Annotated in this window: 15 protein-coding genes; 7 read left to right on the top strand and 8 right to left on the bottom strand. The window is 44.6% G+C overall.

Annotated elements, in window-relative coordinates; genetic code table 11:
* The first annotated feature begins 203 nt into the window (after positions 1 to 203).
* A complete protein-coding gene (gene rho / locus L5M28_RS17015) occupies positions 204 to 1,469 on the top strand; it encodes a transcription termination factor Rho (RefSeq protein ID WP_011787892.1) in 1,266 nt (421 codons plus the stop codon).
* Between the two features lie 51 nt (positions 1,470 to 1,520).
* Here the strand turns inward: rho and L5M28_RS17010 are convergent, their stop codons facing one another.
* Positions 1,521 to 2,447, bottom strand: a complete 927-nt coding sequence (locus L5M28_RS17010; protein WP_198573103.1) for a LysR family transcriptional regulator — start codon at positions 2,445 to 2,447, stop codon at positions 1,521 to 1,523.
* Between the two features lie 134 nt (positions 2,448 to 2,581).
* Here L5M28_RS17010 and L5M28_RS17005 point away from each other — a divergent pair, with 134 nt between their 5' ends.
* The gene (locus tag L5M28_RS17005; RefSeq protein ID WP_263204050.1) at positions 2,582 to 3,604 is read left to right on the top strand and encodes a zinc-binding alcohol dehydrogenase family protein; all 1,023 of its coding nucleotides are present in this window, start codon (positions 2,582 to 2,584) and stop codon (positions 3,602 to 3,604) included.
* Positions 3,601 to 3,885 (top strand): putative quinol monooxygenase, encoded by a 285-nt coding sequence (locus L5M28_RS17000; RefSeq protein ID WP_168825853.1) that lies wholly within the window; start codon positions 3,601 to 3,603, stop codon positions 3,883 to 3,885. The genes L5M28_RS17005 and L5M28_RS17000 overlap by 4 nt, the downstream gene beginning before the upstream one ends.
* 50 nt (positions 3,886 to 3,935) lie before the next feature.
* On the opposite strand, the gene L5M28_RS16995 is transcribed toward L5M28_RS17000, so the two are convergent.
* From L5M28_RS16995 to L5M28_RS16980, 4 genes are all read right to left on the bottom strand, one after another.
* Positions 3,936 to 4,667 (bottom strand): fumarate reductase iron-sulfur subunit, encoded by a 732-nt coding sequence (locus L5M28_RS16995; RefSeq protein ID WP_263204048.1) that lies wholly within the window; start codon positions 4,665 to 4,667, stop codon positions 3,936 to 3,938.
* The gene (locus L5M28_RS16990; RefSeq protein ID WP_168825855.1) at positions 4,667 to 6,673 is read right to left on the bottom strand and encodes a fumarate reductase flavoprotein subunit; all 2,007 of its coding nucleotides are present in this window, start codon (positions 6,671 to 6,673) and stop codon (positions 4,667 to 4,669) included. Before L5M28_RS16990 ends, L5M28_RS16995 begins: the two co-directional genes overlap by 1 nt.
* Positions 6,674 to 6,767: 94 nt before the next feature.
* Complete coding sequence (locus L5M28_RS16985; protein WP_263204046.1) at positions 6,768 to 7,439, bottom strand: fumarate reductase cytochrome b subunit; 672 nt, start codon at positions 7,437 to 7,439, stop codon at positions 6,768 to 6,770.
* Positions 7,440 to 7,610: 171 nt separating this feature from the next.
* Positions 7,611 to 8,333, bottom strand: coding sequence for a fumarate reductase cytochrome b subunit (locus tag L5M28_RS16980; RefSeq protein WP_263204045.1), 723 nt, complete (start codon positions 8,331 to 8,333; stop codon positions 7,611 to 7,613).
* A gap of 454 nt (positions 8,334 to 8,787) precedes the next feature.
* Here L5M28_RS16980 and prmA point away from each other — a divergent pair, with 454 nt between their 5' ends.
* The 3 genes from prmA to fis all read left to right on the top strand — a co-directional run bounded on the left by prmA (position 8,788) and on the right by fis (position 11,134).
* Positions 8,788 to 9,669 carry a 50S ribosomal protein L11 methyltransferase gene (prmA, locus tag L5M28_RS16975; protein ID WP_263183122.1) on the top strand — a complete coding sequence of 294 codons (882 nt, stop codon included), beginning with the start codon at positions 8,788 to 8,790 and terminating at the stop codon, positions 9,667 to 9,669.
* Positions 9,670 to 9,843: 174 nt separating this feature from the next.
* Positions 9,844 to 10,812, top strand: a complete 969-nt coding sequence (dusB, locus tag L5M28_RS16970; RefSeq protein ID WP_263204044.1) for a tRNA dihydrouridine synthase DusB — start codon at positions 9,844 to 9,846, stop codon at positions 10,810 to 10,812.
* A 16-nt stretch (positions 10,813 to 10,828) separates the two neighbouring features.
* Entirely contained in the window at positions 10,829 to 11,134 is a 306-nt protein-coding gene (fis, locus tag L5M28_RS16965) for a DNA-binding transcriptional regulator Fis (protein ID WP_006083371.1), read from the top strand.
* Positions 11,135 to 11,312: 178 nt separating this feature from the next.
* Here fis and L5M28_RS16960 read toward each other — a convergent pair whose 3' ends face one another.
* The 3 genes from L5M28_RS16960 to L5M28_RS16950 form a co-directional block, all read right to left on the bottom strand.
* On the bottom strand, positions 11,313 to 12,185 hold the full coding sequence (locus L5M28_RS16960) for a hypothetical protein (RefSeq protein ID WP_263204041.1): 873 nt from the start codon (positions 12,183 to 12,185) through the stop codon (positions 11,313 to 11,315).
* A gap of 84 nt (positions 12,186 to 12,269) precedes the next feature.
* A complete protein-coding gene (locus tag L5M28_RS16955; protein ID WP_263204039.1) occupies positions 12,270 to 13,850 on the bottom strand; it encodes a hypothetical protein in 1,581 nt (526 codons plus the stop codon).
* Between the two features lie 75 nt (positions 13,851 to 13,925).
* Positions 13,926 to 14,084, bottom strand: a complete 159-nt coding sequence (locus tag L5M28_RS16950; protein WP_263204037.1) for a hypothetical protein — start codon at positions 14,082 to 14,084, stop codon at positions 13,926 to 13,928.
* Positions 14,085 to 14,380: 296 nt separating this feature from the next.
* Between L5M28_RS16950 and hsdR the strand changes: the two genes are divergently transcribed.
* Complete coding sequence (gene hsdR, locus L5M28_RS16945) at positions 14,381 to 17,797, top strand: type I restriction-modification system endonuclease (protein WP_263204036.1); 3,417 nt, start codon at positions 14,381 to 14,383, stop codon at positions 17,795 to 17,797.
* The last annotated feature ends 43 nt before the right edge of the window (positions 17,798 to 17,840 follow it).

The following is a 17,840-nucleotide window of genomic DNA, read 5'->3' as shown; positions in this document are numbered from 1 at the left end:
GTCGTAATGAGTGACCTCCGGCACAAGCTATAAATTAATTGTGCCGGAATTTCCCTAAATTTCTGGACGCCCCGCTTTGTTAGTGCTACTTTAATAACCAGATTCTTTCTAATAACCTCTTCTCGCTCGTCAATCACTATCCTGAATTACATCCTTACTGATTGATCGCGGTAAGCTTTGTCGCGTAACACAAGACCCCCAAAATGAACTTAACTGAATTAAAAGACACGCCGATTTCTGACCTAGTCTCGCTAGCTGAAAATATGAAGCTCGAAAATATGGCCCGCGCTCGCAAGCAGGACATTATTTTCTCAATCCTTAAAGCCCACGCAAAAAGTGGAGAAGACATTTTCGGTGGTGGGGTATTAGAAATACTCCAAGACGGTTTCGGCTTCTTACGCAGCTCAGACGGTTCTTATTTAGCTGGTCCAGATGACATCTATGTCTCACCAAGCCAAATTCGCCGCTTCAACATGCGAACGGGTGATACCATTTTTGGTAAAATTCGCCCACCAAAAGAAGGCGAGCGTTATTTTGCCCTATTGAAAGTCAACGAAGTTAACTTCGATAAACCAGAAAACTCCCGTAATAAAATCCTCTTTGAAAACTTAACCCCACTCCACGCAGAAGAACGTATGCGTATGGAGCGCGGCAACGGCTCAACTGAAGATATTACCGCACGTATTCTGGATTTATGCTCACCGATTGGTAAAGGTCAACGTGGTTTAATCGTTGCACCACCCAAAGCCGGTAAAACGCTATTACTTCAAGGTATTGCTCAAAGCATCAGCTACAACAACCCAGAAGTGGTGTTGATGGTATTACTGATCGACGAACGCCCAGAAGAAGTAACTGAGATGCAGCGCCTCGTTAAAGGCGAAGTTATCGCATCAACCTTCGATGAGCCAGCCAGCCGCCACGTTCAAGTTGCCGAAATGGTGATTGAAAAAGCAAAACGTTTGGTTGAGCACAAGAAAGACGTCGTTATCTTACTCGATTCGATTACCCGTTTAGCCCGTGCCTATAACACTGTTATCCCATCATCGGGCAAAGTGTTAACGGGTGGTGTGGATGCTAACGCCCTGCACCGTCCAAAACGCTTCTTCGGTGCGGCACGTAACATCGAACACGGTGGCAGCTTGACCATTATCGCCACAGCCTTGGTTGATACGGGTTCTAAGATGGACGAAGTGATCTACGAAGAATTTAAAGGTACAGGTAACCAAGAGCTACATTTGTCACGTAAAGCGGCAGAAAAGCGCGTGTTCCCAGCCATTGATTTCAACCGCAGCGGTACGCGTCGCGAAGAAAAACTCACGACTCAAGAAGAACTGCAAAAAATGTGGATCCTGCGTAAGATCCTCAATCCTATGGATGAAGTCAGCGCAATGGAATTCTTAATCGATAAATTGGCGATGACCAAGACTAACGAAGAGTTCTTTACCGCCATGAAACGCACTAAGTCTTAAATCTCAGTGAGTCTCTAAACTAAAAGCCGCATTATGCGGCTTTTTTGTTATCTAAGATTTTTTCACTGCTAATATTTTACTCAAGTTTTTACTCAAAGCCTGTGTTCGCTGCCGGAGCATTTCCCGCAGTAAGAGCACGACAGGCGTGACATGTTCGCGCCCTGGGCACACTAAGTATAAATCGACGGGTTCCCCCTTATACTCAGGCAACAAACGTACTAATCGCCCTGAGATTAAGTCATCGGCCAGATCTAGACTCGACTTAAATACCAACCCTTTGCCAGCCACAGCCCAACGGCGGGCAATCTCGGCATCATTAGCACTACGATTTCCCGTGACACGCACTTTGAATTCTTGACCATCACGCCTAAATAGCCATTGATCGTGGGTGCGATCATCTAACTTATAAAACAAGCAATTATGCTCAACTAATTGTTCTAACGAATCAAGCACACCAAACTTGGCGAGATATTCAGGTGAGGCGCACAAGACACGATCAACACTACAGATAGGGAAAGCCACTTGGTTAGAATCCTGCGGTTTTCCATAGCGCACGGCGACATCAATTTTATCGTGGTAAAAACTGCTGATATTGTCGCCAAGGTGCAAGCGCACTTGCAGTTGAGGAAAATCGAGCAAAAACTCATCGAGCCAAGGCACAAACAGATTACGGCCAAAGTCTGAAGAAACCGAAAGGCTTAAGGTGCCAGATATTTTACCTTTATCACTGGCGATAGCCTGTTCGCCAAGCGCTAAATCGCTTAGCGCACGTCGGCAATGAATAAGATAACGTTCACCTTGCACAGTCAAACGTAAGCTGCGTGTCGTGCGGATAAATAAACTAGTATCGAGCTGTTTCTCAAGCCGTTTTATTGCAGCGCTGGCAGAAGCAGCCGAGATATCCATCTCGGCTGCTGCGGCAGATATATTGCCGCAATCAGCGACTCGCACGAACAAAGCTAAATCATTAATTAGCATGATTATCAAAAATCCTTTGAAAAAATTACAAACTTTATCCTGTTTATCTCTTGGCTAATATTCCACACAATGGTTACACGATACAAGTACACTCAAACAAGTAGACTCCAGCCAGTACACCCAGGGGAATTAACATGAAAGCCATTGGTTACCAAACGGCAGGTGCAATCACAGCACCCAATGCATTAGAAAACATCACGTTAGCCGAACCGACGGCAACAGGTTTTGACCTCTTGGTGGAAGTCAAAGCCATTTCCGTCAATCCGGTCGACACTAAAATCCGCGCATCCAGCTCGGCGCCAGCGAGCGAATATAAGATCATCGGCTGGGATGCGGTCGGTGTCGTCAAAGCAGTTGGCGAAAACGTCAGCCTTTTCAAGGTCGGTGATGAAGTGTGGTACGCGGGCGATATTAGTCGCAGCGGAAGTTATGCAGAATATCAATTGGTTGATGAACGAATTGTCGGCCATAAACCTAAAAGTTTAACCTATACCCAAGCCGCGGCATTACCTTTAACGGGGATTACGGCATGGGAGATTTTATTCGACCGTTTAGCTTTACCCCAAGATGGTTCGGCAACTGACGCCCGTATTTTAATTATCGGTGCGGCCGGCGGTGTGGGTTCAATCATCACTCAGCTTGCAGTAAAACTCACAGGTGCAGAAGTCATAGGTACTGCATCTCGTCCTGAATCCGCCGCTTGGGTGCACAAACTTGGTGCCGATGCAGTTATCGACCACACCAAGCCACTTTCACAGGAACTTGCCAATATTGGCATTACTGATGTGACCCATGTGATTAGCTTAACCCAAACCGATCAGCATTTTGATGAAATAGTACAAGTGCTTAAGCCACAAGGAAAACTAGCATTAATCGATGATCCTAAGGGGCCATTAGATGTGATGAAACTTAAGCGTAAAAGCTTATCCTTACACTGGGAACTGATGTTTACCCGCAGCCTATATCAGACCGAGGATATGATTGCGCAACACCACTTACTCAACCGCTTAAGCGCTCTTATCGATACAGGCGAGTTACAGAGTACGTTCGGTGAGCACTACGGCACCATTAATGCCCAAAACTTAATCAAAGCTCACGCTCAGATAGAGTCTGGCAAAGCGATCGGTAAAATTGTTTTAGAAGGTTTTAACCAATGAAAATAACAGTATTTGCCCAAATCATAGCGAATCAAGGCCAAAGCGATACGCTATTTAAAATACTCAAGCAACTCGTGACAGACACTCATACCGAGGCTGGCTGCATCGAATATAAACTGCATCACTCATTAGATGATGAAAATATCTTCTGGATGTACGAAATTTGGCAATCCCAAGCCGCACTGGATGAACATATGGCGAGTACGCACTTTCAAGCATTCGTCGCTCAAACCGCAGACATAATCAATCGAGCTGACATTCACAAAAGCTACGCCTGCTAATCAACAAAAAAGCGCCAAACACGTTGGCGCTTTTCATCATTTAACACTCATTAAATCAAAGTCATGGCCATTTTGCGGCGTAAATAGGCGATTTGCTGCATGTGTGGCAAATCCTTAGGGCAGTTGTCTTGGCAGCCGAGTAAAGTCATACAACCAAACACTCCATCCTGATTACCAATCACATGGTAAAAATCCTCGGCAGTACGAGCGTCACGGCTATCCATCTCGAAACGGGCAATTTTCATCATACCTACGGCGCCGACAAAGGTTTCACGCATTTGCTTAGTCGCGCAAGCTGAAACACACACGCCGCACTCAACGCAGCGCTCAAGCTCATACAGGCGCGCAGCTTCGTCTGGGTCCATTGGATCTTCGAGGCGATGCACGCTGATGTCATTGGCCTTAGGGTGTAACCACAGCTTTAAGCGTTCAGCCAATTCCCGCATAAACTTACCGGTATTGACTGATAGGTCGCCAATCAACTCAAAGCCTGGCAGCGGCATTAGAGTAATTTCGCCCTTAGGATATTTGGCGGTTAAGGTACGACACGCTAACGTCGGGAAACCGTTAATCACCATAGCGCAACTGCCACAAATGCCCGCACGACAAACAAAGTCGAACTGCACCGAGGTATCTTGTTCTTCCCTGAGTTTATTGAGGGCGATAAAGACCGTCATACCCGGCGTTTCAGTGAGCTGATATCGCACCATTTTGGGCTTATCGTTTGGCTCCTGCGGATCATAACGAAAGATATTAAAGGTTAACTGACGACCTTGGCTCATTATGATTTTTCTCCTAACGCATTGGCGGACGGGCTTTTTAAAGTATCACTTAAACGTTCATTATTAGGTTGTAAGCTTTCGGGTAATTCAAAGGGCATAAGCGCCCGCTGGCGTTGATAACGGTCCGCATCATCACCTAACTCAGCTAAAATCTCGGCAATCTGTTGCTCACGTTTTTCGGTATCGGGATGCACTATGGCGTTGTTGATGCCATAACCACGATAACCCGGCGGGAGCTCCATCTTCATCACATCGAGCGCTTCGTAATTAAGCACAGGTTCGAGCGCATCGGGATCGGGCCAACTGGCTAACGTGCGATTTAGCCAGTCTCGATCATTTCGCTGTGGATAATCTTCTCGAGCATGGGCACCACGACTTTCGGTTCGTGCCGCTGCGCCGCAGGCCACAGTCAGCGCTACTTTTAGCATACGCTTGACCCGCAGGGCTTCAACTAACTCAGGATTGGCGTGACGCTTTTTACACTTAAGTCCGAGTTTACGCGAACGCTCGAGCAACACTTTTAGCTCGGCAACCGCTTTTTCAAGCTCGGGGCCATTACGGAAAATCCCCACATAATCCATCATGATGCGCTGCATTTCGCGCTTGAGTTCAAAGGCGCTTTCGTGACCATCACCCTCGACCAGCACATCGATTTCACTCTGCACCTGCTGCATAAACCGTTCTGCAAGCTGAGTGTCGATCTCAAGGCTATTGTTCTCACAAAAATCGGCGACATATTTACCAATAATCATGCCGCCAACCACGGTTTCGGCCAACGAATTACCGCCTAAACGGTTAAAGCCGTGCATGTCCCAACAAGCCGCCTCTCCTACGCTAAATAAGCCTTTAAGCTGCGGACTTTCACCTGTGGCATTAGTCCGAATACCGCCCATAGAATAATGCTGAGTTGGGCGTACAGGGATCCAATCTTTAGCGGGATCGATGCCAAGGAAATTCTCACAAATTTCCTGCACTTCCCTAAGATTCGTTTCAATATGCTTGCGACCTAAAAGGGTTATATCTAGCCACAAATGCGGGCCATAAGGGCTATCGACGCCCTTACCTTTACGTATATGTTCGGTCATGCGACGCGATACGACATCCCGCGATGCCAACTCCTTTTTATCGGGCTCATAGTCAGGCATAAAGCGATAACCGTCTTTATCGCGCAATAAGCCGCCATCACCACGGCACCCTTCCGTTGTTAAAATGCCCACGGGAACAATGGCAGTGGGATGGAATTGTACCGCCTCCATATTGCCAAGCCTTGCCACGCCCGTTTCCAATGCCAACGCTTGGCCAATACCTTCGCAGATGATCGCATTGGTCGACACTTCATAAATTCGGCCATAACCACCAGTGGCTATCGTAGTGGACTTAGCCACAAAGGCTCTAAGTTCACCCGTAATCAAACAACGAGCAATCACGCCATGACAACGCTTACCATCGTGAATAAGTGCCAAGGCTTCGATACGTTCATGGACGGGAATATCCATGGAAATCGCTTTGTTATCCATAGCGTATAACAGCGAATGACCTGTACCATCGGCGGTATAACAAGTGCGCCATTTTTTAGTGCCGCCAAAGTCCCGCGCATTAATCAATCCATGGGCTTCCTGCGCCTCATGTAGCGTGACTTTTTGCGCATTGACTATCACTTCTCTTGGGCCAGCAGTCACCCGAGACCAAGGAACGCCCCAATTGGCCAGCTCACGTACTGCCTTAGGTGCACAATGGGCAAACATCCGTGCGACATCTTGATCGCAGCCCCAGTCGGAACCTTTTACCGTATCTTGAAAATGCACATCCTCATCATCGCCCATTCCCTTAACGGCATTGCCTAAACTCGCCTGCATACCCCCTTGAGCGGCAGCAGAGTGGGAACGTTTTGCAGGAATGAGTGACAAAACTAAAGTGTCAAGCCCACGCTCTTTCGAAGCGATAGCGACCCTTAAGCCCGCGAGCCCAGCTCCTACCACCAATGAATCGGTATAAATCAGTTTCACGCCTGCTCCTTAATGGGGTCTATTGTTTTGTGCTGTTTTTTTTATGTTCGACATTCTATTCACTGATTAACTTAATCATTGATTAAAAGCGGAATTAACTCGCGTAGGGTAAAAATGCCAGAAGTGAGGCAACACCAACAGTGACAAATAGCACGCTCACTATGGTCTTGATCTTACGTAATCGACTGCGGTTGTTGAGATCCCGCGCCGCGCCCCATTTCAAAGCCACACGGTAAATGCCAATTGCTGCATGTAACTCCACAGTGAGCAGTAAAGGCAGATACACCATCCAGACACCTTGATTCCAAATACGATCGGCGCTTCCCTGAGGGCCAATGGTTTCGGGAGCCGAGCCAATAAGCCACAAATGCACAGGCAACAGCAGTAGAATCACTACACCGGTAATGGCTTGCCAGCGCCACAAGCGAGTATCGCTGTGGTTGATCACTTGCATTTGTTGGCGTAGAGCCCTTTGCTGACGCAGACTCATGGGTAATTTTTGCAATGCCACTAACACGTGCACTAACGCCAAAATGGCAATACCAATGGCAATACAAGTCACTACCCAAGGATAACCGTGTCCATCAGCGGACAGAACACTCAGCTCCATAGTGCGAGCAACCCAACTCATGGCATCCGCACCCAATAAAATCGATGACACTAACACTAAGTGGGTCCACAAAAAGACTGCGAGTATTACCCCTGACAAACTCTGGCTTAAATCCAGCCAAGCACTCCATTTTTTAATATTTAATTTGATCGCCATCCTATCGCCTCACGCCGTTGACCTTATCGAGCCAATCTCATTAAGTCTTATCGCAAACTAATATCGCTCACACATCCACACGAAAACGTGAGCCAGATCAATTGAGTGCTGAATAATTAACCTAATGCTTAATAATAGCAGTGAAACAAAATCCTGCTGCTGGCTTAAAGCCTACTCAGGTACGAAGGGCTGCACAGGAATATCGAGCTCGCTACCGATAAATAGATATGAAACAAGGCTCGCAGTACCAAGACATAGCAAGTAAATAATCAGCACCTTAGCAAGTTTTCGCAGGCCTGAGCGCTGAGTGGTTAAGCCCCACTTTACCGCCACGCGATAGAGACCAATCATGGCGTGTACCACTACAGCGGGAAGTAACAGCGCATACAGCAACCAAGCATTATCGTGATAAACCCGCTCAGCCGATAAATGCGGGCCAATTTCGGGATTCAAAATCATAGTGAAGAGATGAACTGGAACGAGGAAAAATAAGATAAAGCCAGTGATCAGTTGCCAAAACCACGCATGGGTATCCTTATGCTTGATATTCCCCATGTGCGAACGCAGGGCTCGCCATTGCCCTAGCTGCGCCGGAAAACGCCGTAGCGCCACCGCGGCATGTACTATCACGACCAATAACATAAACACTGAAAACACTTTAGTGACCATCGGAAACCCGTGGCCAGTACTACTAAACATTCCACCTTCAAGCAACTGAACGACCCGATAAAAAGCCTCTTTACCCAGCAAAATACTCGATTCAAAATGCATGTGTAATAGTAAAAAGCTGCCAAGCATAATCCCTGTCGCACTCTGCAGCCTATCAGCCTTAGCCGACCAAGGATGACCTAGCGGTGTACTCACCCTATTGTGAACTCGAGTTATGCTTGTCATCTTGAATTAACCTATGTCGTTTATCGTTGGCACCTCTTGGCAAACTACACCATAGCAGCAACTCAAATCAGGCTTCAGTGTCACAGATTTAAAGCGTGAGCCAACTCACCTGACGGAGTTAAACTCTTAGAAGACGATCACAAAAAACGTATCAAAACCAAACAAAGGTAAAACCAATTAACCAATATTTTTCATAGTGTTATACCAAATAATAAAACTAACAATTCGTTTTTTAACACCAATCCATACCCGCCAGCTAACACCTTGTCTGTATAGACAAAAGCGCAATACCAGGATAGCCAGTCGTCGAACCTAAACCCTAGTGATAACCAAACGACCTTACCTAAAGCGCTTTAAATTCCCGCTACATCCTGCATTTTGGGATAGTTTGGGTATACAATACCGCGATATTTTGAACCCTTAGTTTATGAACACTCAGTCACAGGATGCCCCCATGCCTTGGATCCAACTCCGTATAAACACCAATAGCGATGACGCTGAAACCATCAGCGACTTGCTCATGGAAGAAGGTTCAGTCTCTATCACCTTCGAAGACGGTAAAGATACCCCTATTTTTGAACCTAAATTGGGCGAAACCCCACTGTGGCGCGATACCGTGGTAGTGGCCTTATTCGATGCAGAAACCGATCTGACACCGACCATCGCCATGCTGAAAACCTTGCCTTTCCTCGGTGAGAACTTCAGCCATAAAGTCGAACAAATTGAAGATAAAGACTGGGTACGCGAATGGATGGATAACTTCCACCCAATCCAATTCGGCACACGTTTATGGATCTGCCCAAGCTGGCGCGAAATCCCAGATCCAACCGCAGTTAATGTGATCTTAGATCCGGGTCTTGCCTTCGGTACTGGCACTCATCCCACGACAGCACTGTGTTTAGAGTGGCTAGACAGCTTAGATTTAAGCGATGAAGAAGTGATCGATTTTGGCTGTGGTTCGGGCATCTTAGCCGTAGCCGCACTGAAACTGGGTGCGAAAAAAGTCACAGGTATCGATATCGACTATCAAGCCATCGACGCCTCGCGTGCCAACGCCGAGCGCAATGATGTCGCTGACAAGCTGGCGTTGTACTTACCAGAAGACCAACCCGCCGATCTCAAAGCCGACGTACTGGTCGCCAATATTCTTGCTGGCCCACTGCGTGATTTAGCGCCTTTGATCGCAGAACGCGTAAAAACCGGTGGCAAACTTGCCCTTTCCGGTCTCCTCAAAGAACAAGCCCAAGAAATCTCTGACTTTTATAGCCAATGGTTCGATATGGACGCAGCGGCTCACAAAGAAGATTGGAGCCGCTTGACAGGTAAGCGTAAATAGCGCTAAAGGGTGGCGCAACATGCGCCACTGCTGGCTTCCAACAATTTAGCCTCTGACTTCTCGTCAATTAAAAGTCAAGAAAAAAAATTACCTCTAGGTCATTTATTGACCTTTTCACGGCCAACAAAAAGGGCTACTATAGCGCCCCTTTGAAGAGCTAAGGTGAAACATAAAATGCAGATTGGACCCTATCAACTGAACAATCAGCTGATCGTGGCACCAATGGCAGGTGTCACCGATCAAGCCTTCCGCAATCTTTGTCTTCGTTATGGCGCAGCCTTAGCGGTTTCCGAGATGCTTTCATCCAATCCCGAGGTTTGGGATACAGATAAAAGCCGCCAGCGCATGACGCATTCTGGCGAGGAAGGCATCCGCTCAGTGCAAATTGCAGGGGCTGATCCTGATTTAATGGCGCAAGCCGCTTTGTTCAATGTCGAACAAGGTGCTCACATCATTGATATCAACATGGGTTGCCCGGCGAAAAAAGTGAATAAAAAGCTGGCAGGCTCGGCGCTAATGCAAAATCCACCGCTGGTAAAAGAGATTTTACAAGCCGTGGTCGCCGCAGTGAACGTGCCTGTCACGTTAAAGATTCGCACCGGCTGGGAGCCAGAGCACAAGAATGGTGTTCAAATCGCCCAGATTGCAGAGGATTGTGGCATAGCCTCGCTCGCCGTTCACGGCCGCACGAGACAATGTATGTACAGAGGCAACGCCGAGTACGACACGATCAAAGCAATCAAACAGAATGTCTCGATTCCTGTTGTCGCCAATGGGGACATCGACAGTCCGGAGAAAGCCCGCTTTGTGCTGGAATACACCGGTGCCGATGCCTTGATGATAGGACGGGGTGCTCAAGGACGGCCTTGGATTTTCAGAGAAATCCAGCACTACTTGGAAACGGGTAATAAGCTAGCGCCCATTGAGGTTGCCGAACAGCGTCAAGTGATGCTGGAACACCTCACCAAACTGTATGACTTATATGGTGAATACAAGGGTATCCGCTTCGCCAGAAAACATATGGGATGGTACCTAGACCAAGAAGCTCAGCGCCAATTTAGGGCTGACTTTAATCGGCTGGAAACCACTGCAGAACAGTATTCCCTCGTGGAATGTTATTTTGATGAATTAGTACAGAATTAATAAAGAGCAGAATAGAATGTTTGATCAGACAACTAACACAGAAGTTCACCAGCTTACCGTTGGCAAAATCGAAACAGCAAACGGCACTATCAAGCCCCAGTTATTACGTGACGCCGTCAAGCGTGCCGTAACTAACTTCTTCGCACAGTTGGACGGTCAGGAAGCACAAGAAGTTTATGAAATGGTGCTAAGCGAAGTTGAAGCGCCTCTGCTTGACATCATCATGCAACACACTCGTGGCAACCAAACCCGCGCAGCAAACATGCTAGGTATCAACCGTGGTACTCTGCGTAAAAAATTGAAAAAATACGGCATGAACTAATCCGAAATGATTAAACTGTTGTATTAAAAAGAAAAAGCCTGAAGAAATTCAGGCTTTTTTGCTATTTAATACACACATAGTTACACACGGTCAAAATCATGCTTGGTTTGTCATTCATCTCACGTTAACTGGTGATCCTCCCCAATACCAGGCACTTGACTCCATCTAGACACCAAAATCAATAAACAACTCCATACACGCCCGTCGCACAACTTTGGCAGGTATCATCATCGAACATATGCCCTGCATTCATAGACTCATTACAGTGCTTGCACTTTCCACGGGCAATCTTACTATCGTGGATAGCTTTTGCTGCAGACTTAACCTGTCGCGGTGTAGAACTAAGAGCCATTTTCCGTTGAATAACCCATTCAAAGCTCGGTTCATGCGGATGCGGCCAAGTGATTAAACCAATTGAGATAGCTATGTAATCGTCAAATATATCGACACTTATATCTTTATTATATAAGGAGCTTGTGACTTTATCGGATAGAACATCAAAGTGTTGTTCCACAAACCTGCCGCAAACGCTGTAGGCACATGTGGCCGTTCCATCTTGAGACTTAAAATTGGCATCAATTAATTTATTGCACTTAGTGCAGATAAAGAATGCTGGTGACTGGTCTATTGCCCGCGTTACCGCTTTTAGACTGTGCGTTAACCTTTTAGTGTTCACGCCAATTTTTTTGTGGATTAGCTTATCAAAATAACCATTATTACACCGGACATGTGCTGTTACGGTGAAATCCGCATCAAGATGAACGGTATAAAGTGGTCTATTAGGTAACGTAATCGACTCATTTAGAGAAAGGTCATGGCAATCGAGTGTAGGGGGTTTGCTGTTCTTCGTTTCAGAGCCGTAAATGTGATACGAATTCCACTCAAAAGATTTGAAAGGGCTGCCTATCTCATCAAGCAGTGCCATTGTTTCTATTGGTATTATTAAATCCATTAAAACCAGATAACGGTCAATTAAATCTGGACGCCCAGTAAAGCAGATGGCGTTTTGCTCCAGCAGTGATTCAATCGTGGGAATGCAGTCGAGATCCATCTAAAACCCTTATTAGTAAAGCTAACCATGTAAAGGCCCTTGCTATGTAGCCTATCTACATTCTTTACTATATTTAATTACCCGTCAAAGTACTGCATAGCGTCCAATTTTAAGCATTTCAAATGCACTTTTAATAGGGTTTTCTGATTTATCGAAACCTCTATACCAACGCACTTTTATTCCTAGATAGTCTGCCCAACCAATTCCCCTTTTAAAGTCTCGCCATTTATTGTTTTTCGCACAGCATTCAACAAACTGATTAACCAACAAGTACTGATTATGTCCAGCTGAGTACTTTCCATTTTCAAAAGCATCTAGATAAAAAGGAAATGCTAAGTTGTCCTCTGCTCGACGATAATGATAAGTACCCCATATCCAATTAGTTAGCCATAAAAAACTACCGTCTAGTCCTGCTACTTTGATTTCATTAATAAATTGTGAAATCAGATCTTTAGACAACTCAGAGTTTTTACGGAGAGCCAACCCCTTAGATAAAAGTTCAAAATACATCTGTGGCGCTAGGGATCTTACATCGCTTTTGGCTTGAGCTATCAAAGGCGATAAGGCAAATGCGTCTAGGTATGTTAGGCAAGACTTGAGATCATTAAAACTGAAAGTATTTAAACTTTCTACTGTAAGTGTTGAGCAAATATAGCTGGTGTTATGTTCAATATCTAAAGCTTTTAGTTCCCAAAATGCTTGAGTTTCATCAAACCACCTACGATCAATTGACATTGGGTCAATAACATCATGAAAGCTTAATTCCTCCTTAACGATATTCTTAAAATTACTGTGGATCCTGTTTAGTCTGTAGTCTTGCTTTTTCAATTTATTAACTAAATCAGAAACAAACTCAACTCCATACTGCTTTTCAAGCTCGACAAATATTGAGGTTGAAAATCTTGCTAAAAATAAGATAATTCTAAAGCAGTTTCTAGTTTTGGTATCAATACTTCTTTTATGAGCAATCGATTTCGTTTGTTCCATCGCAGACAGTGAATCGCTAAGATTCTGAAGCAAGTTAGCCCAGCTAGGAAGATTTTTAGCTGTTGACCATCGTGATGCATTTTCAAGGTTTTGTGACAATCGATAATTGTCAGTGAAGCCATAATCGGGAAAATGAAAGCGAGTTTGATTGGTCTTGGTGACGTCATACATCCAATTAAATACTGTTGATATTGGCCAAGTTATGGATTTACCTTGCACATCAGGTAGCCACCAATACTTATCAGAAGGCGAAATATTCAATTCTGTAGCAACGTTATGTTTTAAAATATTTTTTTGATAAGAAAGAATCATCCGATCAACCAATCTATTTTTCAGCAACCACTGAATCGAGTCAGACTTCGACAGGAAAGTACTGTCTCCTCTCAAGAAGTCCTTATATTGAAAAAGTGTATCGTCTATCGTATTAGTAAATGCATACATTACCTTCAAGCTACCAGTTGCCTCTAAGATAGAAAAAGCAAGAAGCTCAACTAACGCCATAAAATTAGCCGTTAATTCTCCATCTTCCTTAGCTAGCCGCCTTAGCTGAGTTTGAATCGACTTTTTCATCGTTTCGTCGCTCATAATACTTGAACAGTCATTCTTTTGTGGCAATATTCCGGTGTGTTCAAATAAGGCTTTTGCTATATCACCAAGGGTTGGGTACTGTGGTTTCATCATTTGTCCATGTTTATGACGATGTTATAGGTAAGGCAGTATCATCTAGATACTGCCTTAATAGTGGCTAACTAATTACTTGCTTTTGGGCACTGCATTACCTCTTCCGCCGCCTGATGCTCCAGGTGTAGTACTAGGCCAGTTACCGCCAGGTCCTGGATGGCTAGATGGACCTCGTCCGTTACTGCTTTTACCACCAGCATTACCATTTGAACCACTGTTGCTCTTTGTCATGATCATTTCCTTAGTTTCGATAGATGAGTAAAAGTTGCTAGCGTTTTGATTTTTACTACCGAACAACCTTCGAAACTAACTTTATAAAATGAACCTCATAAAGGCTTCCTGCATTTTGGCGACATTAATTTTATTAACGAATAAATCCCACATTATCGACATCAGAGTTTATCTGTACATCTCAATTTCAAAACATAACTCCATAACAGAATTGGATTTTATAGCCTACGATCCCAAACATTGTTATCTTGTACAAATGGACGGTTCATGTAAGTAATCTGTAGAAGGCGCTATTGATGGGAAGCAATATTAGTAACTTCGATTTCCTTAAGCATCACGATGAATTGTTATTGCGTCTTGCACAAACAGCTGAATGGTGCTTTATACCGGACCCTAACACCACGCTTTTAAAGATGCGCCAATTGGGTGAGGAGCTAGCAAAAAACATTGCAGCTCGCGTTGGTGTGGCTTGTGGTCAGGGAATAAACCAAGTCGATTTACTTCGTAGCCTTGATTACTCTCTTAAGCTCGAACAGCGTATCAAAGATGCCTTTCATACGATAAGAAAACTCGGCAATGCCGCTAATCACGATATCACCTCAAATAGTCACCGTGATGCCTTACAGTCTTTGCAAATAGGTCACGCTTTAAGTATTTGGTATCACCAGCTTTATGGTGGCGATGCGGCGAAAGGCTTTAAGCCTATACCGTTTGTAAAACCTAAAGACCCTTCAGATGACGTTCGGATTCTCGAAGAAAAAATGCTCGAGCTAGAACGTCAACAGCAACGCACTTCCGAACGTCTTGCGGTTGCAGAATCGCTCAAGCGACTTGAACAAGAAAAGATGCAAGCCGAGCTTAAACGTGCAGAGCAAATGCAAGCCGAAAGTAAAATCTGGGAGCAAATTGCCACAGAGCAAGAAGCGAAACTCAATGAATACAAAGCCCAGATGGCTGCCACCAATCTTGAGCTGTATACCGCCTTCCAAGCTAAAGATCACCAGGCGCAACAACAAGAAATTAAGCGTGTCGAAAAACTACCTTTTTATTTAGATGAAGCCGAAACCCGCATCATTATAGATAAACAGTTAAATGAAGCTGGTTGGAAAGCTGACACTACAAACTTAAAGTTCTCTAAAGGCGCACGGCCTGTCGAGAATGAAAACAGAGCTATTGCTGAATGGCCCACCAGCTCTGGTCCGGCGGATTATGTCTTGTTTATGGGATTGACTCCCGTTGCAGTCGTTGAAGCTAAAAAAACAGCTAAAAACGTTTATAGCTCAATTGACCAAGCCAAACGTTATGCAAAAGGACTCGAAACAAAGAATGCGTTCACAATAGAAACTTGTTGGAGAGACTTCAAAGTACCACTAACGTTTGCGACGAATGGTCGTCCATACCTTAAGCAGCTAGAACAAGAGAGTGGTATCTGGTTTTTAGATGTTCGCGATAATAGCAACCGACGTAAAGCACTCAAAGGTTGGTATTCACCAACCGAAATCAAATTGCTTTTAAAACAAACGCCAGAGCAAGCAGAGCAAAAGCTTGATGCGATGGCCTTTGATTACGACTTAAAGCTACGAGACTACCAAATAAACGCTATTAAAGCGGTCGAGCAAAGTATTAAAGACGGCAAAGATCGTGCGCTGGTTGCAATGGCAACCGGTACAGGTAAAACCAAAACCTGTATAGCGTTGGTTTATCGATTGCTCAAATCTGAGCGGTTTAGGCGGATCTTGTTTTTGGTTGATCGCTCAGCACTTGGTGAACAAGCTACCAATGATTTCAAAGAAGTGCGATTAGAGCATCTGCAAACTTTTGCCGATACTTTTGATTTGATGGGACTAAAAGACATCAAGCCCGAAGACAGTACCAAAGTTCATATCGCCACAGTACAAGGTTTGGTCCAGCGCATTTTATATCCCTCAGATAACGATACAAAACCTGGTGTTGGCCAATACGATTGTATTGTGGTCGATGAATGCCACCGTGGTTATTTACTCGACCGAGAGCTTAGTGATACCGAAATAGTGTTCCGTGACCAAAAAGACTACCAATCAAAATACCGCTCGGTAATTGATTATTTCGACGCTTTTAAAATTGGTCTAACGGCAACTCCTGCGTTACATACGGTTGATATTTTTAGTGAACCAGTATTCAGCTATAGCTATACCGATGCAGTACTTGATGGACATTTAAATGATCATCTGCCGCCTGTACGCATCCATACTAAGCTCGCCGAACAGGGGATTCACTATGAAGTGAATGAAGAAGTGAAGGTATACGATGTCGTAAATAACGATATCAAAATTTATAACACCCCAGATGAGCTAGATTTTGATGTTTCGGAATTTAACCGTAAGGTTATGGCACCAAACTTCACCGAAGTCGTGACGAAATGGCTAATTGAAAGTGATGCGATTAATCCTTACTCAGATGCTAAAACATTGGTTTTTTGTGTCACTGATAAGCATGCCGATGAAGTCGTTGAAGCCTTTAAACAAGCCTGTGAAGACTACCACGGTGAAGTGGAAGACGACGCCATTCAAAAAATTACTGGCGCATCCGACAAACCGCTGGAAAAAATCCGTTTATTTAAAAATGACCGTTTACCCAATATAGCAGTGACGGTTGATCTACTTACCACCGGCATTGACGTGCCCAAAATATGTAATCTGGTATTTTTACGTCGGGTAAACAGCAGGATCCTCTTCGAGCAGATGTTAGGTAGGGCCACGCGCCTATGCCCAGAAATTAGCAAAGGTCCATTTCGGATTTACGATGCCGTCGATATTTATAAACAACTCGAAAACGTCAATACCATGAAGCCTGTAGTGACTAATGTCGACATTAGTTTTACTGATCTAACGGGTGAAATGGCCAACAGCAATAACGAAGAGTTACAGAAACTAGCCAAAAACCAATTTATCGCCAAGTTACAAGTAAAAAGACGGCACTTAAGTCCTGAGCAGCAAGAAAAATTTGAAACCATTGCAGGGCAACCACCTGCACAATTTATCAAAGAGCTTAAAACCATGTCAGCAGAGCAATTAGCAGAATGGTTTATTCATCATCCAGGCTTAGGTGAGTTGCTGGATGAAAAAGTCAAAGGTGGCTCAGGAAGCGACCCGCTGTATATCTCTGAGCATGATGACCAAGTCACCCATATCACCACAGGTTACGGTGACGGCCAAAAACCTGAGGACTATTTACGTTCTTTTAATGACTTTGTGAATGCGAACAGTAACCGCTTGCTCGCAATTCAAACAGTCATTCAAGCTCCTTGGGAATTAACCCGACAAAGCTTAAAAGAACTGGCATTAGTGCTTGAACAAAATAAGTTTAGAGAACAAGATCTGCAGGTCGCATGGCATGAGGTTAAAAAAGAAGATATTGCCGCTCGTATCATTGGTTTTATCCGTCAAGCCGCTATTGGTGAAGCATTGATCCCATTTGAGCAGCGAGTTGATAACGCATTAAATCGCATCCTTGCAAGTCAACAATGGAAAACACCGCAAATTCAATGGTTAAACACTATTGCAAAGCAAATGAAAGCAACAACCATTGTCGATGAAGACGCATTAGAACAAGGTATTTTTCAACATCAAGGCGGGGTAAAACGGGCCAATAAGCTCTTTGAGCAACCCATAGCGAATGTACTACTGATGTTCAATAAAGCCTTATGGCAAAACGATATCAGTAAGTCTGCATAATATTTTCATCTGTAGTTCATCAAAAATGAGCGAAATTTAGGTA

Origin of the sequence: Shewanella sp. SW32 (assembly GCF_025653365.1) — a bacterium.
Lineage (GTDB): Bacteria > Pseudomonadota > Gammaproteobacteria > Enterobacterales > Shewanellaceae > Shewanella > Shewanella oncorhynchi.
The sequence above is the reverse complement of the archived record's forward strand: the minus strand, read 5'-3'. Positions and strand labels throughout refer to the sequence as shown.